17 protein-coding genes are annotated in these 26,873 nt (G+C 64.0%); 8 read left to right on the top strand and 9 right to left on the bottom strand.

Translation table 11 applies throughout. The features are described from left to right. The first annotated feature begins 16 nt into the window (after positions 1 to 16). Both GHT07_RS06660 and GHT07_RS06655 read left to right on the top strand, forming a co-directional pair. The gene (locus tag GHT07_RS06660; RefSeq protein WP_153584271.1) at positions 17 to 775 is read left to right on the top strand and encodes an FkbM family methyltransferase; all 759 of its coding nucleotides are present in this window, start codon (positions 17 to 19) and stop codon (positions 773 to 775) included. A 10-nt stretch (positions 776 to 785) separates the two neighbouring features. Then, complete coding sequence (locus GHT07_RS06655; protein WP_153584270.1) at positions 786 to 3,191, top strand: GcvT family protein; 2,406 nt, start codon at positions 786 to 788, stop codon at positions 3,189 to 3,191. 218 nt (positions 3,192 to 3,409) lie between these two features. Here the strand turns inward: GHT07_RS06655 and GHT07_RS06650 are convergent, their stop codons facing one another. From GHT07_RS06650 to GHT07_RS06640, 3 genes are all read right to left on the bottom strand, one after another. Beyond that, complete coding sequence (locus GHT07_RS06650; RefSeq protein ID WP_153584269.1) at positions 3,410 to 3,691, bottom strand: DUF6980 family protein; 282 nt, start codon at positions 3,689 to 3,691, stop codon at positions 3,410 to 3,412. A 215-nt stretch (positions 3,692 to 3,906) separates the two neighbouring features. Continuing rightward, on the bottom strand, positions 3,907 to 4,524 hold the full coding sequence (locus GHT07_RS06645; protein ID WP_153584268.1) for a hypothetical protein: 618 nt from the start codon (positions 4,522 to 4,524) through the stop codon (positions 3,907 to 3,909). Continuing rightward, complete coding sequence (locus GHT07_RS06640; RefSeq protein ID WP_153584267.1) at positions 4,497 to 9,497, bottom strand: RHS repeat-associated core domain-containing protein; 5,001 nt, start codon at positions 9,495 to 9,497, stop codon at positions 4,497 to 4,499. Before GHT07_RS06640 ends, GHT07_RS06645 begins: the two co-directional genes overlap by 28 nt. Positions 9,498 to 9,761: 264 nt before the next feature. Here GHT07_RS06640 and fusA point away from each other — a divergent pair, with 264 nt between their 5' ends. After that, on the top strand, positions 9,762 to 11,813 hold the full coding sequence (fusA, locus tag GHT07_RS06635) for an elongation factor G (RefSeq protein WP_153584266.1): 2,052 nt from the start codon (positions 9,762 to 9,764) through the stop codon (positions 11,811 to 11,813). Here fusA and GHT07_RS06630 read toward each other — a convergent pair. Both GHT07_RS06630 and GHT07_RS06625 read right to left on the bottom strand, forming a co-directional pair. Then, positions 11,810 to 12,691, bottom strand: coding sequence for a glycosyltransferase family 2 protein (locus GHT07_RS06630; protein WP_153584265.1), 882 nt, complete (start codon positions 12,689 to 12,691; stop codon positions 11,810 to 11,812). The two genes, fusA and GHT07_RS06630, sit on opposite strands and share 4 nt — an antisense overlap. 42 nt (positions 12,692 to 12,733) lie before the next feature. Further along, positions 12,734 to 13,414, bottom strand: a complete 681-nt coding sequence (locus GHT07_RS06625) for a ProQ/FinO family protein (RefSeq protein WP_228488208.1) — start codon at positions 13,412 to 13,414, stop codon at positions 12,734 to 12,736. A 65-nt stretch (positions 13,415 to 13,479) separates the two neighbouring features. Between GHT07_RS06625 and GHT07_RS06620 the strand changes: the two genes are divergently transcribed. Then, positions 13,480 to 13,956 carry an FKBP-type peptidyl-prolyl cis-trans isomerase gene (locus GHT07_RS06620; RefSeq protein ID WP_153584264.1) on the top strand — a complete coding sequence of 159 codons (477 nt, stop codon included), beginning with the start codon at positions 13,480 to 13,482 and terminating at the stop codon, positions 13,954 to 13,956. On the opposite strand, the gene GHT07_RS06615 is transcribed toward GHT07_RS06620, so the two are convergent. Then, positions 13,950 to 19,208, bottom strand: a complete 5,259-nt coding sequence (locus GHT07_RS06615) for an AAA family ATPase (protein WP_194792858.1) — start codon at positions 19,206 to 19,208, stop codon at positions 13,950 to 13,952. The genes GHT07_RS06620 and GHT07_RS06615 overlap by 7 nt on opposite strands. Positions 19,209 to 19,415: 207 nt before the next feature. Between GHT07_RS06615 and GHT07_RS06610 the strand changes: the two genes are divergently transcribed. The 4 genes from GHT07_RS06610 to GHT07_RS06595 all read left to right on the top strand — a co-directional run bounded on the left by GHT07_RS06610 (position 19,416) and on the right by GHT07_RS06595 (position 22,633). Then, positions 19,416 to 20,459 (top strand): pirin family protein, encoded by a 1,044-nt coding sequence (locus GHT07_RS06610; RefSeq protein ID WP_153584262.1) that lies wholly within the window; start codon positions 19,416 to 19,418, stop codon positions 20,457 to 20,459. Between the two features lie 85 nt (positions 20,460 to 20,544). Next, the gene (locus GHT07_RS06605) at positions 20,545 to 21,135 is read left to right on the top strand and encodes an RNA polymerase sigma factor (protein WP_153584261.1); all 591 of its coding nucleotides are present in this window, start codon (positions 20,545 to 20,547) and stop codon (positions 21,133 to 21,135) included. Further along, a complete protein-coding gene (locus tag GHT07_RS06600; protein ID WP_153584260.1) occupies positions 21,132 to 21,617 on the top strand; it encodes a hypothetical protein in 486 nt (161 codons plus the stop codon). Before GHT07_RS06605 ends, GHT07_RS06600 begins: the two co-directional genes overlap by 4 nt. Positions 21,618 to 21,631: 14 nt before the next feature. Then, on the top strand, positions 21,632 to 22,633 hold the full coding sequence (locus tag GHT07_RS06595; protein WP_153584259.1) for a hypothetical protein: 1,002 nt from the start codon (positions 21,632 to 21,634) through the stop codon (positions 22,631 to 22,633). Positions 22,634 to 22,718: 85 nt separating this feature from the next. On the opposite strand, the gene gap is transcribed toward GHT07_RS06595, so the two are convergent. Genes gap through tkt form a run of 3 tightly spaced genes read right to left on the bottom strand, consistent with a single transcriptional unit; the run spans position 22,719 to position 26,823 of the window. Further along, entirely contained in the window at positions 22,719 to 23,720 is a 1,002-nt protein-coding gene (gap, locus tag GHT07_RS06590; protein ID WP_153584258.1) for a type I glyceraldehyde-3-phosphate dehydrogenase, read from the bottom strand. 26 nt (positions 23,721 to 23,746) lie between these two features. Further along, the gene (locus tag GHT07_RS06585) at positions 23,747 to 24,727 is read right to left on the bottom strand and encodes a hypothetical protein (protein ID WP_153584257.1); all 981 of its coding nucleotides are present in this window, start codon (positions 24,725 to 24,727) and stop codon (positions 23,747 to 23,749) included. Then, entirely contained in the window at positions 24,724 to 26,823 is a 2,100-nt protein-coding gene (tkt, locus tag GHT07_RS06580) for a transketolase (protein ID WP_228488206.1), read from the bottom strand. Before tkt ends, GHT07_RS06585 begins: the two co-directional genes overlap by 4 nt. Between the last annotated feature and the right edge of the window lie 50 nt (positions 26,824 to 26,873).

Here is a 26,873-nt window from a genome sequence, read left to right as displayed (position 1 = left end):
CGATATACTGAAATTCATGGCATTCGTCTCGTACACGCGCAACTTCGAAGATGTTTACCTGAACCGCGTGTTCGGCAACATCGCCCAGGGCTTTTTCGTCGATGTCGGGGCGCACTACCCGGTGATCGACAGCAACACCTACGGTTTGTACAAGCGGGGCTGGCGCGGCATCGCGATCGAGCCGCTGCCCGAATGCGCGCCCGACTGGGCGCGGTTTCGCCGCAACGACATCTACATTGCTGCGGCAGCGGGCAACACCAGCGGCAACGTGACGTTCTTCCAGTTTGAAGGCCGCTCGCAGAACGCAACCACTTCCGCCGAGACGGTGCGCGACTTCCAGGCGCTGGGCGTGCCCGCCACATCCGTCACGGTGCCGATGGTCACGCTCGATGAAGTGCTAGCCAAGCACCGCCCGCAGGGCCCGATTCATGTCATCAGCATCGACGTGGAAGGTGCGGAGAAAGCAGTGCTCGAAGGCATCGACCTGAACAAGCACCGCCCCTGGCTCATCATGCTCGAGAGCGTGCTGCCGGGCAGGCCGATTCCCAACTACGCAGGCTGGGAGCCGCTGCTGCTGGAGCGCGGCTACGAGTTCGTTTACTTCGACGCCGTCAATCGCTACTACCTGGCACGCGAGCAGATCGAGCTCAAGCGCTACTTCCAGTTTCCGCCGAACGTGTGGGACAACTTCGTCGACTACCGCATCGACGCGATGATGCAGCAACTCGCAGCCACGCAGGCCGAGCTCGCTGCCCTGAAGCAACCCAAACCATAAGAGGCACGCGATGCTGACGGTGAACCAGGCACGGATCGTCATCGTCGGCGGCGGCATCGCGGGTTGCTCCGTCGCGTATCACCTCGCCAAGCTGGGCATCACCGACGTGCTGCTGCTCGAACAGGGCAAGCTCACCAGCGGCACGACGTGGCACGCGGCGGGCCTGGTGGGGCAGATGCGGCCCAACCGCTCGATGACGCAGATGAGCAAATACGGCATCGAGCTGTATGCCACGCTCGAAGCGGAAACAGGGCTGGCGACCGGATGGAAGCAATGCGGCAGCGTGAACGTCGCGAAGACGCCCGAGCGCATGCAGGTGCTGCGCAAGCAGCTCGCGATGGCGCGCGCCTTCGGCGTTGAGTGCCACGAGATTTCGCCTGCCGAGGCGCTGGAGAAGTACCCGATTCTTCGCATCGACGATCTGCAAGGTGCGCTGTGGCTGCCCGGCGATGGCAAGGCAAACCCGGCTGACTTGTGCATGTCGCTTGCGAAGGGTGCGCGCAACCGCGGCGTGAAGATCGTCGAGGACATTGAAGTCACGGGCGTGTTGTCAGAGAACGGCCGCGTGACCGGTGTGCGCACGGCGCAGGGCGACGTGAAGTGCGAAACAGTGGTGAACTGCGGCGGCCAGTGGGCGCGGCAGTTCGGCGCACTGGCGGGCGTGAACGTTCCGCTGTTTTCAGCAGAGCATTTCTACATCGTCACAGGGCAGATTCCCGGCGTGCATCCGATGCTGCCCGTGATGCGCGACCCTGATGGCTTCATCTACTACAAGGAAGAAGTGGGCGGGCTGGTGATGGGCGGCTTCGAGCCGAAGGCCAAGCCGTGGAAGGTTGATCCGATACCGGGCAGCTTCCAGTTCCAGTTGCTCGACGAAGACTGGGACCAATTCGAGATTTTGATGAACAACGCGATGCATCGCACACCCTGCCTCCAGACGGCGGAAGTGAAGATGCTGCTCAACGGCCCCGAGAGCTTCACGCCCGACGGCAACTTTATCCTCGGCGAGGCGCCGGAGCTGCGCAATTATTTTGTGTGCGCAGGCTTCAATTCCGCAGGCATTGCGAACAGCGGCGGCGCAGGGCGGCTGATGGCGGAATGGATTGCAGGTGGCGAGCCGAGCACCGACGTGTGGGAAGTGGACATTCGCCGCTTTGCGCCATTCACCGGCAATCGCAAGGCACTGGCCGAGCGCACCGGCGAGACGCTGGGCCTGCACTATGCGATGCGCTGGCCGCGGCAGGAGCTGGAGACGGCGCGACCACTGCGCACGTCGCCGCTCTATGACTTGCTTGCGGCCAAGGGCGCAGAGTTCGGCAGCAAGAACGGCTGGGAGCGAGCGAATTACTTCCGGCCAGAAGGCGCGACGCGACCCGACCACACACTTGCCACGCCTGGCTGGTTGCCATGGATGATTGAAGAGCAACGCGCCACACGCGAAGCCGTTGCGATCTACGACCAGACCTCGTTTTCAAAACTGCTGCTGCAAGGCAACGATGCGCTGGCCGTGCTGCAGCGCCTGTGCGCGAACGAGATGGACGTTGCACTCAACCGCATGGTCTATACGCCGATGCTCAACGAGCGCGGCGGCCTCGAGAGCGACCTAACGGTGATGCGGCTCGCGGCAGACCGCTTCCTCATCATCACCGGCTCTGCGCAGGCCACGCGTGATGCGGACTGGATCCATCGCCACATCACTGCAGGCGAACACGCCTTCCTCACTGACGTGTCGCCGATGTACTGCGTGTTCGGCGTGATGGGCCCGAACGCGCGCGAGTTGCTCGCACGCGTGAGCCCCGATGACTTGTCACCACAGGGCCTGAAGTTTTCATGGACGAAAGAGATCGACTTGGGCCTCGCACGCGTGCGCGCTGCGCGCATGAGCTATGTGGGCGGGCCGGGGTTCGAGCTGTATGTGCCCGTTGAGATGGCGCGGCATGTGTACCTCGCGCTATGCGAAGCGGGCGCTGATCTGGGCCTGCGCGATGCGGGCTACTACGCGCTGGACGCACTGCGTGTCGAACAGGGCCGGCGCGCCTGGGGTGCTGAACTCGGGCCGGATGAATCGCCGTGGGAAGCAGGCCTTGCGTTCAGCGTGAAGCTCGACAAGGCCGCGCCCTTCATCGGCCGCGAGGCCTTGCGCGCCAGCCAGGGCCAGCCCTTGCGCAAGAAGCTCGTGACGCTGCTGTTGCCGCCCGATGTGTACGCATGGGGCGGCGAGACGATCATGATGAATGGCCAACCCGTTGGCGAGATTTCATCGGTCGGCTACAGCCCGCTCGCGGGCGCATGCGTTGCGCTCGGCTACGTGCGTGGCGCATGCGCGAACGAGCCGCATGCAGGGACGCCCGCGCAGATCAAGCTGTGGGGCCAGGACCATGCAGTGACACTGCATGATCGCTGGCCGCCCGTTTAGGGTCGAGTTGATCGACTTGCGCCAGCTCGACGAGCTGTTCCCGAACTATGCCGGATAGGGCGTCTTGCGATTGGCCCTGTGGAACACCTTCTTCCTAGAGTGAAGGTGTCCGCGAAAGGGGGGGCAAGGTCAGTCCGCTGAACTGTCTCGGTTAAGGGATACGTGAAATAGGGGCAAGCTCAGTTTTTTTAGATATACCTTCTGCCTGCTCAACAAGGTTACGACTCTGAATACCAGCGGTGATCTGAATACTTATCGGGGATGGATTCGATTTCTGTCGGATCAATACCTGCTCGCTCCAAATCATCAAACCACTTGTCCCGTAGCGACGATGGCAATCGAGTGCCACACCATGGGCAAAAGTGCAGCTCGTGAAAGCTCGTGCCACCATCAAGCACTTGGATTCCATATTCCCTGAATTTCGGAACGAAGTGCACGGGCACGGTCGGGTCAGCAATCGCTGCTGCCATTGCTGCACAGCAATGAGTGGGAGATGTCATAAGTTATCTTTCTACCTGGGACGGCTGGCTTTGTCGGCTTGCCTGTTGCCGGATTCGCTGACCCAAGAGCGAAATCGGACTCTGACCCCAATTCTTCGAAATCGGACTCTGACCCCAATTCTTCACAATTCTTCACTCTCAGCTTTAGGCGGCTGGTACGGGCTGCAGGTGGCCCTTTATAGATTGCGAGAGAAGAACGCGGACGTTGGCACCTACTACGGCTGCCTCTTTATCGCACCACGAATATCCGCAGCGATGACCTTCTCCAAATGCGCAATTTCATTCCCTAAAGCATCTGAATTGAATTGCGACCAGACGCTGACCGTGTGAAGTCCTTCATGTTCACCTAGACGAGTGGCCACTTCAAATATCTTCTTGCCACCATACATGTACACGGCAATATGACCAACTCTACTTTCGACAAACGACAAGGGAATCAGAAGGTCATACAGTTTTTCGTCATCGGCCGTATTGCACTCGTTTTCGACTCGATCCCAGTACGCGGCCATCCACGAACACCATCCACCACAAGGGATGAGCCCCTCAATACCTACAACGGATGGGGGACCTATTACGAGCTTTTCCAAGTCCCTCAAGTTTTCTAAAAAATTCCCCGGGTGAGTTGCGGGAATAATGAGATGCGTTAGCCCTTCCTGATGCAGCCATATCTCTGCAACGGCAAACACAAAGTCAGGGCCATGATGATCAAATCGTTTTGTTAAATCTACAGACGATTGCACATCGACGCGTACTTCGATCGAGAAACTCGCAAAGCTGAAGCAATAGAACCCAATGCTCGCATCTTTCATTTCGCCCCCGGCTTTCTTGGCCACTTCGGAAAGCCAGCATCACGCCCCGCTCTCCATTGTTCAGCCGTCAATTCACGCTGATAGACAACATATCCATGCCAATACTTGACACATTTTCGCTCGTCCGTACGTTGCCTCCGAAACATAACGATTTGACCGGTCAGACCGTCATACCCAAGTTTCCAATCGCCTGTGCCAATCGCATTTTGCAAGGCTAGTTCCGGATTGGATGGCTCGGCTCCACGATTCCCGATTTGGGTTGACCCATGTTTTGGTGTATCGCGACCAACGTCGTAGACGTCTGTGTATGAAGAACAGCAGTTATCAGTATTCGAAGTGTTTCCTGAAGGTGTGTACGTATCCGTCTTAGGGTCATAACCCCCGCGTCCACCACCCGCACCGGTATTGGGCATTGGTGGCGGCAGAGGCATTGGCCCCCAAGGTGTAGGAACAGCCTGCAACCCCATCGGATCGCTAAGGCTCAGAGGACTTGCCGCGACGTACCCGTACGTGTTGATGCCGCCGTCAAGCCCGGTCGGGTCACTTTGGATGTACCGCCCACCCTTGTCGCTGTAGTAACGATTCCAGTTGTAGAACAGCCCCGTCTCCGCATCAAAGTACTGCCCCGGGAACCGCAAATTCATCTCGATAGGCTTGCTTGCCTTTAACAGCACTGGCTGATTCGTAATCGCCTGCTTCGGGTTTGGTGTCGCTTGCAGCACTCCCGTCGGCGTGTTGTTGCCGAAGGCTGAATACGGCCACTGCCAGACTGGCTTGTTCGCTTCATCCGTGATCAGTCTTGGCGTGCCGAGGTGATCTGCGTGCACCGCGTAGAACTTGCCGTTGCGGTACATGCCCACGGGCAATGCCTGGCCGTCTTGCGTCGGCAGCCAGATGTACTCCGTTCTGCCTTTGCCCACTGCGCTTCCGTTGTCATACTCGCCCAGCATCGCCCAGGCGGGGATCGGGCCATCGCCGTAAACGTATGCCGTGCCTAGGCCTGCACCGGTTGTTGTCGGTGTCGTGAACAGCCAGCCGAACGACTTCTTGAGCCAGGCGATGAAGCCCGCGTCCAGCGTCGTTTCATTCGGCAGCGTTTGTTCGGCTTGCGGGACGCTCTTGAACACACGCTGGCCCATCGCGTTGGTGAGATACACAACTCTTGCGGCTTCGCCGTCTTTGCTGACCGTCACTTTGGCGAGTCGGTTCGCCGCGTCGTAGTCGAACTCTCGCAGGCCATCGCTCGTCATTGATCCGTTCGCGTTGACGATGTAGTTCACGGGCGCGGTCACTACGCTCTTGACCTTGCCGTTGCTCATGGTGGTCAGTGTTTGCGTGAAGCCGAGCAGCCGGTTGCTGTCGCCATCCATCAACGACACCTGGCTTGTGGTGCTGGCTGCGTCTTGCTCGGTGAACTGGCCGTCTATGTCCGTGTCGCTGGTGGTCTTGTCGATGGACGTGAGGCGGTTGGAGTTGGCGTCGTAGGTGTAGTTGGTGCTCGCGCCTGCTCGGGTGAAGGAAGTGAGGCGGTCGCGGTTGTCGTAGCCGACAGTCCAGGTCAGGGGCGTGCGGTACAGCTCCAGCGTCGTGGTGCGTTGCGCCCACAGCTCTTGCGTAATGCTGGTGATGCGGCCTGCCGCGTCGTAGCCGTAGCTTGAGAACTCGGTGGCCGTCATGCGGCCATCTGTGTCGAAGGCGCGTGCTGCGGTGTCGCCGGTGCTCCACGTCCATGATTGCGGCTGGTCGAGCGCGTTGTGCGTGAGGCTGCTGATGAACGGGATCGTGGGCTTGGGTTTGCGAGCGGTTCCTGGCTCGCGCACGGTCACGCCTGTGATGCGGCCTGCCGTGCGCTGGTAGCTCACTGCAAGGCCGCTGGGGTAGGTCATGCCTGCGAGCTCTCCGGCTGCGTAGCTGTAGGTCACCGTGTAGCTGCTGGGCGTGGTGGGGTTGTCCTGCACCGTGGATGTCTTGCTGGTGATGCGGCCCTGCGCATCGCGCACGAAGACGAGTGAACCCGTCTTGTCGCTGATGCTGGCCAGATACCCTGTCTTGTTGCTGTCCCATTCGAACTGCTGGGCCGGCTCGCTGCCGTAGCGGATTTCTGTAGGGCGGCCGAGGGCGTCGCGGGTGATGACCGTTCTGATGCCTTTGGCATCGGTGCTTGCGATCACATTGCCTGCGGCGTCGTGCTCGTAGGTGACGTTGCCGCCATCAGCGCTGGTCTGGCGCTTCACATCGCCCAAGGCGTTTTGCTCGTAGCCGGTCTTCACGCCCTTGGGGTCGGTAACTTGTGTGAGCTGGTCTAACGCGTTCCAGTCGGTCGTCACGCTCGCGCTGTCGGGCATGGTGGTGCGAACTGGGCGGCTCAGGCCGTCGAGCGATTGGGCTGTTGTTTGCTGCAGGGGGTCCGTGACCGATACCGGCTCGCCGTTGGCGTTGTAGCCCAGCTGCGTGGTCTGGCCTTGCGCGCCGGTCAGAGCACGTACACGGTTGAAGCTGTCGATGAGCTTGCCGGTTTGCAGCGCGAGGTTGCCGTTGGCGTCCAGCACTCGTTCGCTGACGCGGTTGCCTGCGGCGTCCAACTCATACTGGATCGTCGCGCCGAGGTTGTCGGCGATCGTGCGAAGGCGTTGTGCGGCGTCGTATTGGTAGCTCTGGCTATAGCCGTTGGGCAGCTGCACATTGGTCAGCAGGCCAAGTGCGTTGTACTGATAGCTCGTGGTTTCGCCGCCTTGCATGACGCTGGTCATGCGACCGCGTGCGTCGTACACGTAGGTCGTTACAAGACCACTGGGCTCGGTTTGACTCAGCACACGGCCTGCGCCGTCGTGGGTGTACGTGGTCTCGTGGCCTGCCGGATTCTTGACTGAGCGTTGGTTACCAACGCTGTCATAGCCATAGCGCCAGACGCCGCCGTTGGCGTCTGTCATCGTGGCGACCAATCCGTTGCTCGTATAGCTCCAGCGTGTGGTGCGCGATGCGCCACTGGCCGTGTCGGTCACGGTCTCACTCAGCGTGTTGCCCTGCGCGTCGTACTCGTACGCGGTCGTGCGGCCTGCTTCGGTGATGAGCGTGGGCAGGCGGAATGTGGGGTGCCACTGCGTTGTGCGCGTTTGGGCTTCGGGGCGTCCTGCCGCACGCGTGGTGGACAGGTTCAGCACGCGTGCTGTGTCCCACGTATACGTGGTCTGCACGCCGGTGAAGTCAGTCTCGGACTGCGGCAGGTGCAGTGGCCCGAAGCCGGTGCTTGCTGTGCGGTTGCCGTCGAACGAGCCGTTTGTGCCGGCCAGCCGGATCTGGCCATCGCCGCCGTGCCACGTGTAGGTGCGCGGGTTGCCGAGCGGGTCGTTCACCTGTGCGCTGGACTGGAAGAGGTTCGAGTTCACCGCGCCCGTAGTGAGCGTGCCGACTGCCGTGGTGCCACCCGAGTAGGTCACGCTGAAGCTGCCAGCTGCGCCCGCATGTTGGGTGCTCACTGCACGGCCTGTGTCGTCGTAGCTGAAGGTGGCATAGGTCGTGTTGGTTTCATCCACGATGCCTGTCAGCGCCCACGGCCAGCGCGTGTCGTTGTATTGATAGCTGCGCGTAACGTTGCCTGCGAAGGTCGCTGTGACCAGGCGGCCCATGCTGTCATAGCCGTAGCTGATCTGCTGGCCATCCGGCGCTGTGACACCAACGAGCTTGCCTTGCGCGCTGTAGGCGAACTGCAAACGCCGGCCGAATGCGTTGGTGACCGACTGAAGGCGATCGGCCGCATACGCCATGCTCATCGTCCATCCATTGCGCTGCGTGATCGACAGGAGCTTGCCTGCCGTATCAAAGCGCCAACGCGATTCGTCTGATGCTCGCGTGTACGTCAGGCCCGCTGCATCTTCTGCAAGCGTGTCTTTGTAGTTGTCTGCCACCCAACCGCCAGTTGCTGCGCGTTTGAACAGCACCTTGCGCCCATCGCCAAAGCGGATGTGGCTGTCTGCATCGCCCTTGAACGCCGTCGCTGCGTAGTCGTGGCTCCACATCGGGCCCATGCCTGCATCGGTGTTGTACAGACTACGGTAGTGCCGCACCAACGACAGGGGATGTGCGCCGCTGTCGAGCCAATCGGATTCGTCTTGCAGCTTCTCGCCGGTGGCGGGTTGGATCGGGTTCCCAACACCGCCGCACAGGTCGCACGATTGCACGATGATCTGCTTGGTTGCGGGGCTCGCGCAGCCGTCACACGTGCCCGTCAACGTATCGGTCGTGGCCTTGTACGGCGGCACGTACGTGAAGTTGAATTCGCCTGCGCCGTTGGTGGTGCCTGTTGCAGTCGCTCCGCCAGTGATGGTGACGGTGACACTGCGCCCACTTACTGGCGCACCATTGCTCGTCACCTTCGCTGTCTGCGCGAGCACCGGCCCCGCAATCAACGCCTTGGTGCTGCTCGCGCCAATCAACTCAATGCGGTACGGTGCCACTTCGCAGCGCTGCGTCTGCTCGTTCCACGACTGGCCTACCGGGCATGCGCATGTTGCGTCGGCCTTGATGAGGGAGCCGCCCGCGCAGTCGCAGCCCGGGCCGTAGATGCTTGTGCCCCACGGCTGGCGTACAAGCGGGTTGCCGCTGGGCTGCACGTCCAGCGCAGCGAAATCCAACAGGACGTTCGCGCCCACACCGCCTACGTAATCGGGCCGAATGGTGGGATTGGAGAACTCGCACGATGTCACTTCCGATCCGGCCACGCACGACCACGTGTGGGCACCCCCCAAGTGCAGGGAGTGACTGCGCGCGAAACGTTTGCAGGCTTCCTGGATGGCCGCGTACGCACCTTGCACAATCATCGGCGGTGAACATTCCGGTCCACCCCAGATCTGGTCGGCCTGCACGTAACACATGGGTGCGGGGGCTGGCCCGCCAAACTGCATGGGCTGCTGCGCAGGTGCAATGCCCGACACAACGAACACAAGCGCGATGACGCAGCGCAACGCGGTGGCCACTGCCACGCTCACGGTTTTCTTCACCGTCCACTCCCTGAACACTTTTTGATGCGCGGACTATAGCGGCTCTTGAAGAGCTGGATCAACTTGGCTGATTTCGCAGCTCTCGCGAAGCTGACATTCAGCAACAGCTGCCACCGCACGACCTGCTCCATCACGCGGTATGGTCGCCAGCCTTCTCCAGACTTTCATTCGCTAAAACTACATCGGGTGTAACACCAAGCTGCGGCGCCGTGCCGGCGGGCGTACGATGGTCGTCCGGTTTTCTTCCCTGAACAGGAGAATGCGATGCCAACACCCACGGATATCGCCTCGGTGCGCACGATGGCCCTCGTTGGCCCGGCGACAGCGGGCAAGACGAGCCTGGTGGAGGCGCTGCTCTGGAAGGCCGGCGCGACAGGCACGCCCGGCAGTGTGGAGCGCGGAACGACCGTCAGCGACTTCGATCCGCTTGAGCGCAAGGCGCAGCGATCGCTCAACTCGTCCATCGTCAACCTGCGCCACGGCGGCGTGCACGCCTATGTGATCGACACGCCGGGCGCGCCGGACTTTCTCGGCCAGTCGCTGCCCGCGCTGGAAGCGGTGGAGACGGCGGCCATCGTGATCAGCGCGACAACCGGTGTGGAGCCCATGGCCGCACGCATGATGCACTGGGCCGCGCAGCGCGAGCGCGACCGCATCATCATCGTCAACAAGATCGACGCAGCAGGCGTCAACCTGCAAGCGCTGGTGGCCGACATTCAAGCCGCCTTCGGCAAGGAATGCCTGCCGCTGAACTTGCCCGCACAGGGCGGCAGCAAAGTGGTCGATTGCTTTTTCAACCTGGCGCAGGATGACGCGCAGACCGATTTTTCATCAGTCGCTGCAGCGCACCGCGCACTGGTGGAGCAGGTGGTGGAAGTGGACGCTGCTTTCGTCGAGCGCTACCTCAACGATGGCGATGTGGACCCGCAGGAGCTGCACGCGCCTCTGGAGCAGGCGCTGCGCGAAGGGCACCTGATTCCAATCTGCTTCGTCTCGGCGCGCACGGGTGCGGGCGTGGCGGAATTGCTCGACGTGATCGCACGCCTGTTGCCCGACCCGACCGAGAGCAACCCGCCGCAGTTCCTCCATGGTGAGGGCGCGAGTGCCAAGCCGCTCTACGCCGCGCCGGATTTGAACAAGCATGTGCTCGCACATGTTTTCAAGATCACGCAGGACCCGTATGTCGGAAAGATGGGTGTGATCCGCGTGCACCAGGGCACGCTCACGCGCGACAGCCAGCTATATGTCGGCGATGCGCGGCGGCCCTTCAAGGTCGGGCATCTCTTCTCGTTGCACGGCAAGGAATTCAAGGAGATCGCGAAGGCCGTGCCGGGCGACTTGTGTGCCATCGCCAAGGTGGAAGAGCTTCACTTCGACGCCGTGCTGCACGACGCGGCAGAAGACGACCACATTCACCTGATGCCGCTGGAGTTTCCCGTGCCCGTGCACGGGCTGGCGATTGAGCCCAAGCGGCGCGGCGATGAGCAGCGGCTGCACGACATCCTGCAAAAGCTGGTGAGCGAAGACCCGTGCCTGCGGCTCGAACATGTGGCGCAGACGAACGAGACGGTGGTGTACGGCCTGGGCGACTTGCACTTGCGCACATTGCTCGAACGCCTCGCCGACGTGCACAAGTGCGAGGTGACCACGCGCCCGCCACGCATCGCTTATCGCGAAACGATTTCCGTTGCCGCTGAAGGCCACCATCGCCACAAGAAGCAGACGGGTGGCGCAGGGCAGTTCGGCGAAGTGTTCCTCAAGGTCGAGCCACTGCCGCGTGGTGCGGGATTTGAATTTGTCGACCAGGTCAAGGGCGGCGCGATTCCGTACAACCTCATGCCCGCCGTCGAGAAGGGCGTGCGGCTGGCGCTGGAGTCCGGCGTGATCGCGGGCTACCCGGTGGTGGACCTGCGCGTGATCGTCTATGACGGCAAGCACCACACGGTGGACAGCAAGGAGATCGCTTTCATCCAGGCGGGCAAGAAGGCGGTGATCGCTGCCGTGCAGGCCGCGCGGCCCAGCGTGCTGGAGCCGATCGTTCATGTCGAGATCGCTGCGCCGCAGGACCACATCGGCGACATCACGGGCGATCTCGCGTCGCGGCGCGGGCAAGTCAGCGGCACCGCGACGGTTGCCAGTGGCCTTGCGGTGCTGGCGCAGGCGCCTTTGTCGGAGCTGGCGAGCTACCAGTCGCGCCTGAATGCGCTGACGGGCGGACAAGGGCGCTACACGCTGGCGTTCAGCCACTACGAGCCGGTGCCGCCTTCGGTGCAGGCGCTGCTCGTCTCGCAGTTCCGCATCAAGGACGACGCCTAGGGCGCTTTCGCTGCTTGCGGTGCGATCTGCGGTGCGTTATGCGGTGCGTTTTGCGGTGCGTTCTGCGGCAGCGCCGTCAGCCGCAGGTGGTATTCGAGCGCGGTGGTCAACTCGGTCTTCAAGTTGGTGCGCTGCTGCGCCACGGCGATGCGAAACGTCAGGTCCTGCCCCGCTGCGTAGGCCTTCAGCACGCCTTCGGATACCTGGGCATACAGCCTGGCGCGCCAGTCTTCGGGAATGTGGCTCAGGCCCTTGAGACGCGCAATGTCCAGCTTGACGTTGCAGTACAGCTGGTTGAGCGCAGCATTCAGGCGCACGCTCTTGACGGTGTAGTTCTGCGTGCGCAGCCCGACGTCATGAGCGGCGATCTGCAGGAGTTCACCCGGAAACGGCGCCAGCTTCACGCCCAGCATGTCCAGCCGCCTGTACAGGTCGACGTCCTCCTCGCCGTAGCCTTGCAGCACGGCGTCATAGCCACCGATGGCGCGGAAGTCTTCCACATGGCAGATGCACATGCCCGAAGCGTCGATCGATCGCGGGCTGGGCCGATAGAAAAACCCTCGCTGGAGCAGCGGCCGCACACGGTCGGCGAAATCAGGTGCGAGCCGGTTGTCGGCGTCGACAAAGCACAGCCACTGCGCGTTGGCGGCCTGCACGCCGAGGTTGCGTGCGCGGGCGATCTCGAAGTGCGGCTTGTCGTGCACGCGCACGACCGTGACTTGCGGATGATTCGCTGCGACCCAGTCTGCCGTGCCATCCGGGCAGTCGTAGTCCACCACGACGGTGCCGGCACCTGGCTGTGCGATGAACGTCGGCAGCGCGTCTTTCAGGTGCGCCAGCCGGCCGCGGCAGGTCGTGATGAAGCAAAGGTCAGTCATGGTGCGTCGTCGCAGCGCGTTGCAAGCGCGCGATGGCAGGGGTCAGGGTGTTTCTTTGGCCAGGCCGAGCAGCTTGCGAACGTCACCAGCCGGCATGCCATACATGTCTGCAAATTCGGCGACCGTCTTGCCGCTGGATTCGAAGGCGCGGCGAAGTGCTTCGGCACGCGCGTGCTTCTCGCGAATGTCGGCGAACGCCGCATCGAGCGCGGCGAGCGTTGCGTCGTCCTTGGGGCTCACCCGCGCTTCGTAGTCGTCGCGTGACAGGCCGCTCGCCTCGATCGCGGCGACCAGCCGCTCGCGCACCCATGCGCTTGCGTCCTTGCCACGAGCGCTGCGGCGGCGGCCGATTTCCATGATGGCGTGATGCACGTGCTCGGGCGCGATGTCTTCCACACGATTTGCATCAAGGTCGTGGCGTGCATGGCCGGCTGCCACGGCTTCAAGATACCGGGTGGAACGCGTGTGCAGGCCCAGCGCAACCTTGAGGTCATCCTTGGCGAAGTCGCCCGGGTGGCGCTCCATCAGGTCATGGAACACGCCGAGCTTGAGCGGCAAAAAGCGTGCGCCAAACATCTTCGGATACAGCTGGAACAGGCGCTCGAGCACTTGCTGCGCAGGGCGTGGCGACTTCGCGCCGGCGGGCGGTTGGGCAGGTGGCTGGACAGCCGCTGGGGCTGCTTCTTCGGGGGGCATTTCGGAATGCGTGGCGGTTTCTGACATGGCGTGACTGTACGCAAATTCGGCCGGGCACAAGCCCGCGGGCGATCGCGGGCAAAATTGCGCTCATGAAAATCGCCAAAGACACCGTGGTGACCTTGCGCTACAAGGTCGCCGAACTCACCGGCAAGCTCATCGAGGAAAGCCGCGAGCCCATGGTTTACCTGCACGGCGGGTATGACAACACGCTGCCCGCCATCGAACAGGCGCTCGACGGCCATGAGGCCGGCTTCGAGGTGCAGCTGTCACTGCAGCCCGAAGACGCTTTCGGCGTGCGCGACGAATCGCTGGTGCGCACCATCCCGAAGAAAGAGTTTCCGCCGGGCGTGAAGGTCGGCGGCCAGCTCGAAGGCCGCACCGATGGCGGCGACCCGCATGTGTTCCACGTGATGAAGATCAAGGGCGACACGGTGCATCTCGACGGCAACCATCCGCTCGCAGGCAAGGCGCTGAAGTTCTACCTGAAGGTGGTCAGCGTGCGAATGGCCAGCGGTGAAGAGATCGCCCACCGCCACGTGCATGGTGAGCACGGGCACCATCACTGAGGCCGGCTTGCCGCCTGCTGCAGCGGCACAGCCACCGTAAAGGTTGCGCCGTGGCCGCGGCCGGCGCTGTAGGGCGTGAGCTTGCCGCCCATCTCCATGGCCGCCAGTGCGCTGCTGTGCAGGCCAAAGCCATGGCCGAACTGGCGAGTCGTGAAGCCGTGTGCCAGCACGCGCTCCAGGTTCTCGCTCGCAATGCCTTCGCCGCTGTCCTTCACCCACATCAGCAGGACGGGCGGCTCGCCTGGCTCCACGTGCGCGCTTAGCTCCAGCGTCCTGTCGGCTTCGGGCACCCCTTCCATCGCCTGCGTGGCATTGACGATCAGATTCACAAGGATTTGTAGCAGGCGCGGGCGATCCAGCAGGAGAGCAGGAATCTCTTCATCACTTTGAATGACCTGACAGCCGGCGCGCGCTATGGCCTGAGCGCACACGCGCACGGCCTCGTCCATGATCTCGCGCGGGCGCACCAGCTCGACAAAGCCGGACTGCCCCGCTTCTGACTGCTGCGTCGCGATGACGTGTGTGATGTGGTCAACGCTGTGCGTCAGCCTGTCAAGGTCGCCGAGCACCTGCTCACGCTCTTCGGCCAGCGCATGCTCCAGACCATTGAGGTAGGGCATCAGGGCGGAGCCTCTCGGGTCGATTTCCATGAAGGCGCTCAGGTCGCTGCGATGTTCATTCATCAACGCGACCACGTGGGACAAGCCTTGGAGGCGCGAGTGGGTCACTGTGCGCCGCACGATGCTCGCCGACACGCTGACGCTGTTGAGCACGTTGCCGACGTTGTGCAGGACGTTGTTGGCCACCTCCGCTTTGCCTGCGCGCCGCGCAGTCGCCACGAGTTGCGCCTGCGTCTGCTGCAGCTCCCGCGTGCGGGCTTCCACGCGCCGCTCCATTTCGTCGTAGAGCGCCGCATTGGCCAGCGAGACCGCCAATTGGCCAGCAATGAGCATCACGGTGTCGAGGCCGTCTGTGTTGAACGCAGCACGGCCGTCGCGGTTCTCCAGCACCAGCAGGGCGCGCGGGCCGCCCTGGGCGGAAATTGGCACCACCAGCAGCGAACACTGATGGACATTGGCGAAATAGGGGTCGCGCGCAAAGCGGTCGTCAGCCAGTGCGTCTTCCACCAACAGCGGCTGGCCGGTGCGACGTGCGTAGTCAATCACCGAGCGCGCCAGCAAGCCGTCGCGCGCCGCATCGCTGGCTGCCATTGGCGCATGACCGGGCGAGAGCAGTTCCCAACGGTCTTCGTTCCATGACAGCAGCTGCACGTGCGTCGCCCCGGTCAACGCGGCCAGGACTTCATGAACGCGCGCACTCAGCCCGCCCAGGCTTGTTTCATAGCTGAGCGCCTGGGAGGCGCGCAGCACACCCAGCAGGTCGAGCGCCATCGACGGCGTGGACAGACTGCCGCTACGCAAAGACGCTCGCGCGGGCAGCGCGTCTTGCGCGATGGGTCTGCCAGCAGATGCCGGCGCGCCCGGCTCGCCCTGCATCTGCAACACCTTGGCCGAAGCACCCCATGCGCCGTACAGGTCGCGCGCTTGCACGAGCCAATGCGTGCCTGTCTGCCGCCACGCCTGCGCCAGGTGGAAGCGCCCCATGCGTTCAGTGATCAACGCCTCGTGCCAGGGCCTGCGCTGCGATCGCACTTGCGAGAGCGCTGACTCGAACCCGGCGACGGCTGCGAGCATGTCCCCGTGGGCCCACGCCTCTTCGGCCTGCACCAGTGCAAGCAGGTGCTGGTAGTTGTCCGGCTGGTCTTGCGCGCGCGCGGCGAGCCACTCGCGGCATTGCGCCAACTGCGCTGGTGCATCAGGCGCTGCCAGCGAGCGCTGCAGGCGCCACGCAAGTGCCAGCGCGCGCAGGAAGTGCGCATGCACGGTGATGTAGAAGCCGGGCACGCTGTCCAGCAGGGGCATGGCTGCGGCCGTGCACTCGTCAAGCTTGTCTGTGTCGCCCCAGATCGCCGCGGCGATGGCGCGCCGCAAGAGGAAGGTGATCCGCATGACCGGCATGGAGGCCGCGTCTTCGAGGAACGCAGCCTCTGAAAAGCCTGCGTCGTTGAAAGTGCCGGGGCTGGTGGTTTCGCCGCGCAGGCAACGCAGCAGCTGCCGCTCAACGCCGATCAGCGTGGCCGCCAGGTGATTGGCCGCGCGCGCGCACAGCGCCAGCCCGGCCTCGATGTCGGCGGCGTAGCTGGCCAGCGATGGCGCGCATTCGCGCGCGACTTCGTTGGTCACGCCGTAGGTAAAGCAGCAAAAGGAGATATCGCCAAAGCGCGCGAATCCGTCGCGTGTTTGCAGCGCATGCTGCGCCGTGATGGCGAGCGGCTCAAACCAGTGGCTGGCGCTGATCGCGAATGCGTGGCGCGCTTCAGAGGTCTCCGGCTCGAAGCCGTGCGCCTGCCCGACCTCGAGCACGTAGCGCGCAATATCAAAGCCGCAGCGCCAGTCGCCGCGCAGGGGGATCAACACCATGCTGGCGCGGCTGAGCGCGACCATGAGCGCGGGGCTCGGCCCGTGGGCGCTCCACAGGCGCTGCGCCTCGAGCAGCAGCCACACCAGCGTTTTCTCTTCCATGAGAAAGCACGCCGGCGGGAACAGCCGGCTCAGGATATTTGCCAGGCCCAGCACCCGCCGGTCTGTGGTCGGCGAACGCGGCGCGTTCGCGGCTGCGCGCTCCCGCGCGACCCAGTTGCTCAGCTCGTCCAGGCCCTGTCGTGATCCGGCGTCGTCAGCGCCAATGAACACCGGCCCGCGCAGGCGCCTCAACAGCTCGAAGCCCATGTCGATGGCCTCGCGGATGCGCCCGCGCATATACACACTGCGCATCTGCAGGCAGGTGGGCTCAACCAGCGCCGCAGGCTCGATCCGCTCTGTGAGCATCTCGCGCCAGAGGCGATCATGAAGGCTGTCGGCATCTGCGAGCTGGCCCTGCGCGTAGAAGGCCGCATGCCAGGCAATGTCGATCTCGCAGCGCAAGGCAACGTCGGCATGCGGCTGCGCATCGAGCAGCGCTGCGGCCGCGGCCAGATACCGCCCCGCGTGGTCAGGCACGGCATTGCGCAGCAGCTGCCTGCCGCTGTGAAGCAGCAGGTTTGCCGCGGCAGTCATTTCACCGGCATCGCTCAACGCGCCTGCACAGGCGAGGTACTGCTGCGCCGCTTGTGAACGCGTCGACGCATTAGCAGCCAGCCTGCGCGCCAGGGTCAGCTGCAACGAAGACTGCCGTGCGGCATCGAGTCGCTCCCAAACGGCTTGCTGCACGCGGTCATGCCGGAACTGCACGAACGGCTGCTCGCTCATGTCGAGTGACAGCAGCCCATCGTCCAGGGGCGCCTGCAGGCACTCGCGCAGCTCGTGCGCCGTGGCGTCCAGCGCGGCTGCCAGCACTTCAAGCGACACGGTCGCGCCAATGCAGCTCATGCACTCGAGCAGCGCTATCGACTGTGGCGGCAAGCGCGCGATGCGAACTGCGAGCAAGTCAATAACGCTGCTGCGGCCTGCAAAGCGCCTGATCGACTCACCCTGCCAGGTCCATCCGTTCGACTCGAGCCGCAGCAGCCCTTCGCCGCGTAGCGCGTTGACAATTTCTACCGTGTCGAAGGGGTTGCCGGCGCTCAGTTCGCAAACCTCACCGGCCAGCGCAAGGGCGGGCTCGGGCGCAAGCCGCAGCATGGCCTGGAGCATCTCGCCGACTTCGGCGTTGGCCAGGGGGTGCAAGCGGATGAGCTCAAGCCGCGCGCCATCGCTTGCTTGCAGCTTCAGCATTTCTGCCAGCGGGTGCGGCGCAACGACGTCCTCACCGCGATAGGTACCCACCATGAGCAGGCCGCGTAACGAGGGCTCGTTCACCAGCCTGTCGAACACGCGCAGCGACAGCGCGTCTGCCCACTGCATATCCTCGAACACCATGACGAGCGGCTGCGTCGCCGAGACGATGGCCGCCAGCAAGTCCACATGGGCTTGCACGAGCCTTGTGGACAGCTGGTGCGGCTCCGCGCCGCCGGACTCGGGCTGCGGCCCCAGCAGCAGTTCAAACTCGGGCAACAGGCGCGTCAACATGCCTGCCGCATGGCCCACGGACTGCAGAACGCGCTCGCGCAGTGCAGCACCCTCGTCACCGGCCCGCGCCAGAAGAAGGCTGCCAAGCTGGCGCAGCGCGTGGTTCAGCGCATCAGCGCCCGCGCTCTGCGCGCGGTGCTGGTCGAATTTGCCGGATATATAAAGCCCGCCTGCTGCGCCGGCCATCCGGCGCAGCGCCTGGATCAATGCGGTCTTGCCGGTGCCTGCAGCACCTTCAATGAGAAGCCCATGCACCCGCCCCTCGATAGAGCCGGCGAGCACCTCATGCAGCCGGGCCAGCTCGCTGCTGCGGCCAACGAGTTGCGGCGGTGCCAGCAAGCGCGCGGGAAAGTCGCGCTCGCCCAGATCAAAAACTTGCAGCTCATGGCCTGCTTGCGCCTGCAGGCGAAGCAAATCGTGCAACAGGCCGCTGGCGCTCTGGTAGCGCTCGTTCGGTGACTTCGCGAGCAGCCGCATCACGATGTCCGACAACATGCGCGGCACCGTTGGTTCTCGCTCAGTCGGCGCTGCCGGCTGGCCCACGAGGTGGCCCTGAATCAGCTGCAGTGCATCGTCACCCTCAAAAGGCAACACGCCGGTGGCCATTTCGTAGAGCGTGACGCCCAGCGCGTACAAGTCCGCACGGTAATCCACGACGCGGCCGGTGCGGCCCGTTTGTTCCGGTGCGATATAGGCCAGCGTGCCGACCAGCAAGTTCTCTTGCGCTGGCGGCGCCTCGGCATCGAAAGGCACGGCGAGATCGAAATCAATGAGCACGGGCTCGCCGCCGGGCGACAGCATGATGTTCGCGGGGTTGATGTCGCGATGAATGACGCCCGCCCTGTGAACATCGCTGAGGATTTGCGCCAGGCGCGCACCGATCGCGAGCACGCGCGTCACGTCGAGCCGCCGCCGGGCCATCGCCTGCGCCAGCGATTGCGAGCCGCAGTCTTGCAGCAGCAGCGAGCCCTGGGCTGGCGGCTGTGCGGCCAATTGCACGATGCCGGCAATGCCCACCAGGCGCGCCAGCATCGCGGCTTCAATCTTCCAGCGCTGGGCAGCAGCCGGGCCGAGGTACAGCTTGCCAACGAGGTCCTGCGACGAAGCGGCATGACGAACGCGAACGATGCGTGTCGTCGCGCTGGCGTGAATGGGCTGCACCCCAGCGTCAAAATCAATTTCCACTCGGGAAGCCGCTGGCCTGATTGGAAACATTCAATGCTCGGAATGGAGGTAAATATGAGTTTAGCCCTGCCTCCGGTGCCCGCGCCTGCGCAATGCGGCACATTGAGCCGCTCGCGAGCGAGACTGTTGCGCTGCGGACAACATTGCGTCACGCTGGCGCACACTTCAAGATCGCTACGCCGCCCCCATCTTGACTCAATGACCACCATGACGACCCCCATGACGACCACCCCCTCGCCCGTGCTGGGCGTTCTGCCCTTGGGCTTTCCCTGGGCGACGCAGGACCCGTTCCTGTTTTGCGCGTATCACGATGATGCGTACCCGAAGGGCAATGCCGACATGGGCCCGCAGGACTCGCTGGCGGGGCGCGACATTGGCCAGGACTTCAGCCGCAAGGACGGCTGGAGCATGTACCACGGCGAGACAGTGCCGGGCTTTCCGGCGCATCCGCATCGCGGTTTTGAGACCGTGACGGTGGTGCGCAAGGGGCTGATCGACCACAGCGATTCACTGGGCGCGAAGGCGCGCTTCGGCCAGGGCGATGCGCAGTGGGTCACGGCCGGGCAAGGCATCGTCCATTCAGAGATGTTCCCCCTGCTCGACAGCGAGCGCGAGAACCCGCTGGAGCTCTTCCAGATCTGGCTGAACCTGCCCGCGAAGAACAAGATGGTGCCGCCGCATTTCACGATGCTGTGGTCAGCGGACATGCCGCGGCTGGTCACGCATGACGAAGCGGGCCGCCAGACGGATGTGCTGACAGTTGCAGGTCAACTCGAAGGCGCTGATGCACCGCTGCCGCCGCCGCCCGACTCATGGGCCGCGCAGCCTGAAGCCGACGTGGCGATCTGGACCATTCGCATGGCGCCGGGTGCGCGCTGGACGCTGCCTGCCGCCAAGGGCCATGGCACGCGGCGCACGCTGTACTTCTTCAAGGGTGCGAGCGTGACCATAGGCGGCACAGCAGTGCAGTCGTCAAACGCGATCGAGCTGCGCGGGGATGTTGCTGCCGAATTGGTGAACGGCGACGTGGAAGGCGAATTTTTGCTGCTGCAAGGCAAGCCGATTGCCGAGCCGGTCGCGCAGTACGGCCCGTTCGTGATGAACACGCAGGCCGAGATCATGCAGGCGATGCAGGACTATCGGCGCACGCAGTTTGGCGGCTGGCCATTTGGTGACAGCGCGCCCAACCACGGGCGCGACCCGAAGCGGTTTGCAGTGCATCCGGATGGGCGTGAGGAAGTGCCTGCCTGATTTTTCGCGTGGCGGGAACTTTTCCTGCGTCCCGGCGCAATAAGAAGGAAGGGCGCCGCCGGCGACCCGTCTGGAAGTCAAGCTGATGCCCTGGGGCCCCCGCCCGTTATCTCCCTGTGCCGAACTCGTTGCCCGCGTGGCAGCGGGGGACCGCGACGCGCTGGGCCTCGTCTACCGCGCCGAGGCGGGCGAGATCTACCGCTTTGCGCTCGCCATGTGCGGCAACCCGGCGTGGTCGGCCGACGCCACGCAGGATGCATTCATTGAACTCGCCGAGGGTGCGGGCGCCTACGACCCGGCACGCGGGCCGCTGCGCGCGTGGCTGTGCGGCATCGCACGGCACCGGCTGCTTGCCCGCTGGCGCGAATCAGTGCCCTCACTCGAGTTCGACGTGGCAGACGACGACGAGGCACACGAGCGCAACGGCGACACGCATGTGCCGGCGCCCGAAGTCGAACTCGCCCGCTCGCAGGACACGGCTGCACTGTGGCGGGCGATCCGCGAATTGCCGCTCGGGTTTCGCGAAGCCATCGTGCTCGTGGACCTGCAGGAGCGCCCCTATGCCGAAGCCGCGCAAATCGCCGGCGTCGAACTGAACACCTTGCGCACCCGCGTGCACCGCGGCCGGCAACGCCTCGCGCAAGCGCTCGCCCCCGCCATGAAGGCACTGACATGAACGACACACCTGCCCCGGCACCATTTGCCCCTGCACAGCTTGCCCATGCCATGAGGCTGGCCGCTGCCGAGCTGAACGCGCATACGCCACCGGCGACGTTGCTGCCCGCCATCGAACGCGCCCTGGACAGCCGCCAGCGCAAACCCGCGAGGCCTGCCTCACGTCTGGGCGCCTGGCTCGGCTGGTCGGTCTTTGGCAAGGCGTTCGCGGGCACGGCGTGCGCCGCACTGTGCGTGATGCTGCTGGTGAATTCACTCGATCCGGTGCAGGGCGTGCCAGCTGCTGCTGAAGGCAGCTTCGTCGCTGTCGCGGCCGACGCTTCGCAGCCCGGCGCCGCCTGGCTGGTGCCCACCGAGATGTCGCAAGCCCGGCTGGTCGGCCTGGGCCTGCCCTATGACCCCACGCGCGCCGGTGAGCGTACACCCGCTCAGGTGCTGGTGCAGGACGGCGGCGCCGTGCTGGCCGTGCGCGTGATGCAGTGATGAAGGAGACCGCCATGACAAAGACACACCCCCACCACACCCTCTGGCGCGGCACCGCAGCGGCCGTCACGCTGCTCTGCGCCGCTGCCACGCAGGCGCAGACTCCTGTCGATTCGCAGGTACAAATGCTGGGCGGGCCGATGCGCCACGACATGCTCTTCATGGCCGGCGCACAGCTCGAGCGCGAGCGCGTCGTGCAGAACGCGCCGTACTGCGCGGACGCAGTGCATGAAAGCGTGCAGTCGCTCGTGGACGGCAACCGCATCGTGCAGCGGCAGGCGTCGCGCCAGTGCCGCGATGGTCAGGGCCGCACGCGCCAGGAGGTGATGGGCCCGGGTGGGCGCCGCAATGTCTTTGTGCGCGACCCGGTCGCCCACGAGAGCTGGATGCTCGACCTGGAGGGCAAGCGCGCCGTTCGCCTCGATGCGCCGCGCCGCACGGGCGGCGGCGCCGACACCGAGCCGTCAGCGACGATGCTCGAGCGCCTGCTCGGCCTGGGGCGGGACCTGCGCGAGCGCCTGCGCCCGGGCAAGGCGCCGGCCGCTGCGCCACCGCCTGACCCCGCCTCCTCGCAGCCGGAGCCGGTGCGCATCGCCATCCCCGGCGCGATGGGCGATGGGCCGCCGCCGCCACGCATGTTTGCGCCGCCGCCCATGCCGTTCCCGATGCGGCTGCCCGGCCCGCGTGGCGTGGGCGTGGTGACGATCTTGCCCGCAGACGCCGTGGAGGGCCTGCGCGCCGACGGCAAGCGCACCACATGGACGATCGAGGCGGGCCGCATCGGCAATGAGCGGCCGATCGTGATCGTCAATGAAACGTGGAACTCGCCGGAGCTGGGCATCACGCTGCGCTCGCGCGATGCCGACCCGCTGGCCGGTGAAGAAAACTACCGCGTGCAGAACGTCACGCGGGGTGAGCCCGATGCGCAGCTTTTTCGCGTGCCGGCCGATTTCACGAAAGTGTCGCCACCGACGTTCACCATACCGTTGCCGCCGTCGTCAGCCGGCAAGCGCTGAACGCCACCGCTCTCCAGACCCCCTGTTGCAGGGGATCTTTCGCCCCGCGGCATCCCCCAGGGAGCCGCGGGGATTTTTTCGAGCTTTATTTCGCGGTGACGACGCGGACCATGTCCAGGCACTTGTTCGAGTAGCCCCACTCGTTGTCGTACCAGCTCACCAGCTTGACGAACGTGCCGTCGAGCGCAATGCCTGCGTCGGCATCGAAGATCGACGTGCGCGTGTCGCCGCGGAAATCCGTGGCGACGACCTTGTCTTCGGTGTAGCCCAGCACGCCCTTCAGGGCGCCTTCGGATTGCGCCTTGAACTCGGCGCAGATTTCCTTGTAGCTGGCTTCCTTCACGAGCTCGACGGTCAGGTCAACGACCGACACATCGGACGTGGGCACGCGAAAGCTCATGCCGGTGAGCTTCTTGTTCAGCTCGGGGATCACGACGCCCACGGCCTTGGCTGCGCCCGTCGACGACGGAATGATGTTTTCCAGGATGCCGCGGCCACCGCGCCAGTCTTTGTTGGAAGGACCATCCACTGTCTTCTGCGTTGCCGTAGCGGCATGCACGGTGGTCATCAGGCCGCGCTTGATGCCCCACTTGTCGTGCAACACCTTGGCCAGCGGCGCGAGGCAGTTCGTCGTGCACGACGCGTTGGAGATGATCGCCTCGCCCTTGTAGGTCTTGTCGTTCACGCCGAAGACGAACATCGGCGTGTCGTCCTTCGACGGTGCGGAGATGATGACCTTCTTGGCGCCAGCGGTGATGTGCTTGCCCGCGCCTTCCTTGTCGAGGAACAGGCCCGTTGATTCGATGACGACTTCAGCGCCGACTTCGTTCCACTTCAGGTTGGCCGGGTCACGCTCTTGCGTCAGGCGAATCTTCTTGCCGTTGACGGTGAGCGTGTTGCCCTCGACCGAAACCTCGCCCTTGAAGCGGCCATGCACGCTGTCGTACTGCAGCATGTACGCGAGGTACTGCGGCTCCAGCAGGTCGTTGATGCCGACGATCTCGATGTCGGAAAAATTCTGCACAGCCGAGCGCAACACGTTGCGTCCGATGCGGCCAAAGCCGTTGATGCCGATTTTGATGGTCATGGTGTTTGCTCCAGGGGAAGGTAAATCTACAGGTCAATCTTTCCGCAGGGGACGGAGATGGTGAGGGAGTCACCGATCACGCCAGCTTCGATATCGGTATCCGCCTTGATCCGAAGCGTGGCCAACCAGTCGAGAAAGGGCCGCCGGGCCTGCACGGAGGCACCGATTTCGCCAACTCGATTCGGCGATGCGGGCTGCCAGTAGTTGAGGCGGACCTCGAAGGGGCAGGACATGGTGTTCAGATCGAAGAACACGGGCGTGGCCGCGGCATTGCGCACACCGCGCAGAAAATTTACGAGCGTCGTATCGCGCAAGACGGTCGTCGCGCTATCGGAAAACCTGAAGACGAACGATTGCATGGCGGAAAGCTTCGGGCCGCCGCACGTCAGGCGATAGCCCTTTGCGTAGTCGACTACTGTCTCCGCCAGCTCCCGATGGGGCCCGGCGTAGGCCAGTGTCACTGTCGGCTCGGTGTTGAGGCCATCGAACGCGATGCGGGCGATCACTGCTCCCGTGTGGCCTTCACGCGCCGCCCTACGCGGCATTTCCGGCTTCGACGCCGAATCTATGCGCGTGATGCACTCTCGCCGGTAACCTGCCGAAGGCCCCGCCTCAGGTGTCGTCCAGCTCACCTTGCGACCATCATTGGGCACGAACACGAATTCCTGCTGGAGCTTGACGAGGACGCCTGGCTGCATGCAAGGAACGCGCAACTGCCCAGCATGGCGCTTGACCGCGTCGACGAAGTCGGCGTCGGCAGCGTCGCCCAGAACCTTGACTCGCGGAGCTTGGCCTGGCGCCGAAAACTCCATCTCGACAACCACACGCCCCCCTTCCTTGCGGGCATAGAGGCCCTCAGGATAGACAGGTCGCGCGCCGGGTCCCTCAGTGGAAGTCAGGCACTGCGCATACGGCTCGACATCGGCAACCAGCCCGGTCTGTGCATTCGCGGCAGTGGCGCATAGCGCTAAGCCAAGCAGCACAAAGGCGCCGGTGACAAACTTCATTTCGCGAGCACCACCCGCACCGTATCCGCCACATTCTCCGGCGTGAACCCGAACAGCTTGAACAGCACATTCGCCGGTGCCGACTCGCCATACGTGTCGATGCCAACGACTGCGGCGCAGCCGTACTTCCACCAGCCGTCGGTCACGCCCATTTCAACGGCGATGCGCGGCACGCCTTGCGGCAGCACGCTCGACTTGTATGCCGCGCTCTGGCGATCAAACGCCGTCGTGCTCGGCATCGACACCACGCGCACAGCGATACCGTCCGCTGCGAGTTGCTCTTGCGCCTTCAACGCGAGCTGCACTTCAGAGCCGGTCGCGATGATCACGGCTTGCAGCTTCTTCTTCACGCCGACTTCGCTGGGCTCGGCGAGCACGTAGGCGCCCTTGGTGATTTCATCAAGGCCAGACTTCGGCGCGTAGGGCAGGTTCTGGCGCGAGAGCAGCAGCGCTGTGGGGCGGTTGGCGTTTTGCAGCGCGACAGCCCATGCAACCGCTGTCTCTGCCGTATCGCACGGACGCCACACATCCAGGTTTGGAATCAGGCGCAGGCTGGCCGCATGTTCGATCGACTGGTGCGTGGGGCCGTCTTCGCCCAGGCCAATCGAGTCGTGCGTGAAGACGTGGATCACGCGCTTTTTCATCAGCGCCGCCATGCGGATCGCGTTGCGGCTGTAGTCGCTGAACGTGAGGAAGGTGCCGCCGTACGGGATGTAGCCGCCATGCAGCGCAACGCCGTTCATCACAGCCGCCATGCCGAATTCACGCACGCCGTAGTTGATGTGGCGGCCTATTGAAGGTTGGGCGTTGGGCGTTGAGGGTTGGGCGTTGTCTTTACGCTCAACGCTCATCGCTGAACGCACAACCTCTCCTGCCAGGTCGAAGCGCAAGGGCGCTGTCGATTTCGTATTCGTGAGGTTCGAGCCCGTGAGGTCAGCCGAGCCGCCGAGCATTTCGGGCAGCGCTGCGGTGAATGCCTCCAGCGCAATTTGCGACGCCTTGCGCGACGCGACTGTCTCAGCCTTGGCCTGTGCGCTCACGGCGGCATCGAACGCGACTTGCGCGAAGTTCTTGGGCAACTCGCCCTTCATGCGGCGCTCGAATTCAGCGGCGAGCTCAGGATGCGCCTTGCGGTAGGCGGCAAAGCGCTTGTTCCATTCGGCTTCGACCGCAGCGCCCTTGTCCTTCGCGTCCCATTCGCGATAGACCTCAGCCGGCACCACGAACGGCTCGTGCGGCCAGCCAATCGCTTCACGCGTGAGCTTGACTTCTTCCAGGCCCAGCGCTTCGCCGTGTGCCTTGGAGGTGTTGGCGCGGTTCGGGCTGCCCTTGCCGATCTGTGTCTTGGCGACGATCAGCGTTGGCTTCTCGGTGCCCATGCGCGCATCGGCAATTGCGCGGTCGAGTGCGTCTACATCGTGGCCGTCGATGGGGCCGATCACGTTCCAGCCATAGGCGCGGAAGCGGGCGGGCGTGTCATCGATGAACCAGGGCGCGACTTGCCCGTCGATGGAGATGCCGTTGTCGTCGTACACGGCGATCAGCTTGCCGAGCTTCCACGCGCCAGCCAATGCGCAGGCTTCGTGGCTGATGCCTTCCATCAGGCAACCGTCGCCCAGGAAAACATACGTGCGGTGATCAACCACCGTGTGGCCGTCGCGATTGAATTCGGCGGCGAGGAGCTTTTCGGCCAGCGCCATGCCGACGGCGTTCGTGATGCCCTGGCCGAGCGGGCCGGTGGTGGTTTCAACGCCGGGCGTGACGCCGACTTCCGGGTGGCCCGCCGTCTTGCTGTGCAGCTGGCGGAAGTTGCGCAGCTCGCTCATCGGCAAGTCGTAGCCGGTGAGGTGCAGCAGCGCGTAAATCAGCATCGAGCCATGGCCGTTCGACAGCACGAAGCGGTCGCGGTCAGCCCAGTGCGGGTTGCGGGGGTTGTGGCGCAGGTGCCGGCCCCATAGAGCCACAGCGATGTCCGCCATGCCCATGGGTGCGCCCGGGTGGCCGGAATTGGCGGCTTGCACCGCATCCATTGAAAGCGCGCGAATCGCGTTGGCCATGTTGGTGGCGGCATGCGCCATGGAAGTGTCTTTGGCCATCGAGGCTGCGCTCCAGGGGTGATCGGGGGGAACCATGGATTTTACTTTGC

Source organism: Caenimonas koreensis DSM 17982, assembly GCF_009646335.1.
Classification (GTDB): Bacteria; Pseudomonadota; Gammaproteobacteria; order Burkholderiales; family Burkholderiaceae_C; genus Ramlibacter; species Ramlibacter koreensis.
This window is presented reverse-complemented; position numbering and strand designations above follow the sequence as displayed.

Excerpts from the sequence above, each read along its gene's own strand:
- GHT07_RS06660 (WP_153584271.1), top strand. The coding sequence starts at position 17 with ATGGCATTCGTCTCGTACACGCGCAACTTCGAAGATGTTTACCTGAAC.
- GHT07_RS06655 (WP_153584270.1), top strand. The coding sequence starts at position 786 with ATGCTGACGGTGAACCAGGCACGGATCGTCATCGTCGGCGGCGGCATC.
- GHT07_RS06650 (WP_153584269.1), bottom strand. The coding sequence starts at position 3,691 with ATGACATCTCCCACTCATTGCTGTGCAGCAATGGCAGCAGCGATTGCT.
- fusA (WP_153584266.1), top strand. The coding sequence starts at position 9,762 with ATGCCAACACCCACGGATATCGCCTCGGTGCGCACGATGGCCCTCGTT.
- GHT07_RS06630 (WP_153584265.1), bottom strand. The coding sequence starts at position 12,691 with ATGACTGACCTTTGCTTCATCACGACCTGCCGCGGCCGGCTGGCGCAC.
- GHT07_RS06625 (WP_228488208.1), bottom strand. The coding sequence starts at position 13,414 with ATGTCAGAAACCGCCACGCATTCCGAAATGCCCCCCGAAGAAGCAGCC.
- GHT07_RS06620 (WP_153584264.1), top strand. The coding sequence starts at position 13,480 with ATGAAAATCGCCAAAGACACCGTGGTGACCTTGCGCTACAAGGTCGCC.
- GHT07_RS06610 (WP_153584262.1), top strand. The coding sequence starts at position 19,416 with ATGACGACCCCCATGACGACCACCCCCTCGCCCGTGCTGGGCGTTCTG.
- GHT07_RS06605 (WP_153584261.1), top strand. The coding sequence starts at position 20,545 with ATGCCCTGGGGCCCCCGCCCGTTATCTCCCTGTGCCGAACTCGTTGCC.
- GHT07_RS06600 (WP_153584260.1), top strand. The coding sequence starts at position 21,132 with ATGAACGACACACCTGCCCCGGCACCATTTGCCCCTGCACAGCTTGCC.
- GHT07_RS06595 (WP_153584259.1), top strand. The coding sequence starts at position 21,632 with ATGACAAAGACACACCCCCACCACACCCTCTGGCGCGGCACCGCAGCG.
- gap (WP_153584258.1), bottom strand. The coding sequence starts at position 23,720 with ATGACCATCAAAATCGGCATCAACGGCTTTGGCCGCATCGGACGCAAC.
- GHT07_RS06585 (WP_153584257.1), bottom strand. The coding sequence starts at position 24,727 with ATGAAGTTTGTCACCGGCGCCTTTGTGCTGCTTGGCTTAGCGCTATGC.
- tkt (WP_228488206.1), bottom strand. The coding sequence starts at position 26,823 with ATGGCCAAAGACACTTCCATGGCGCATGCCGCCACCAACATGGCCAAC.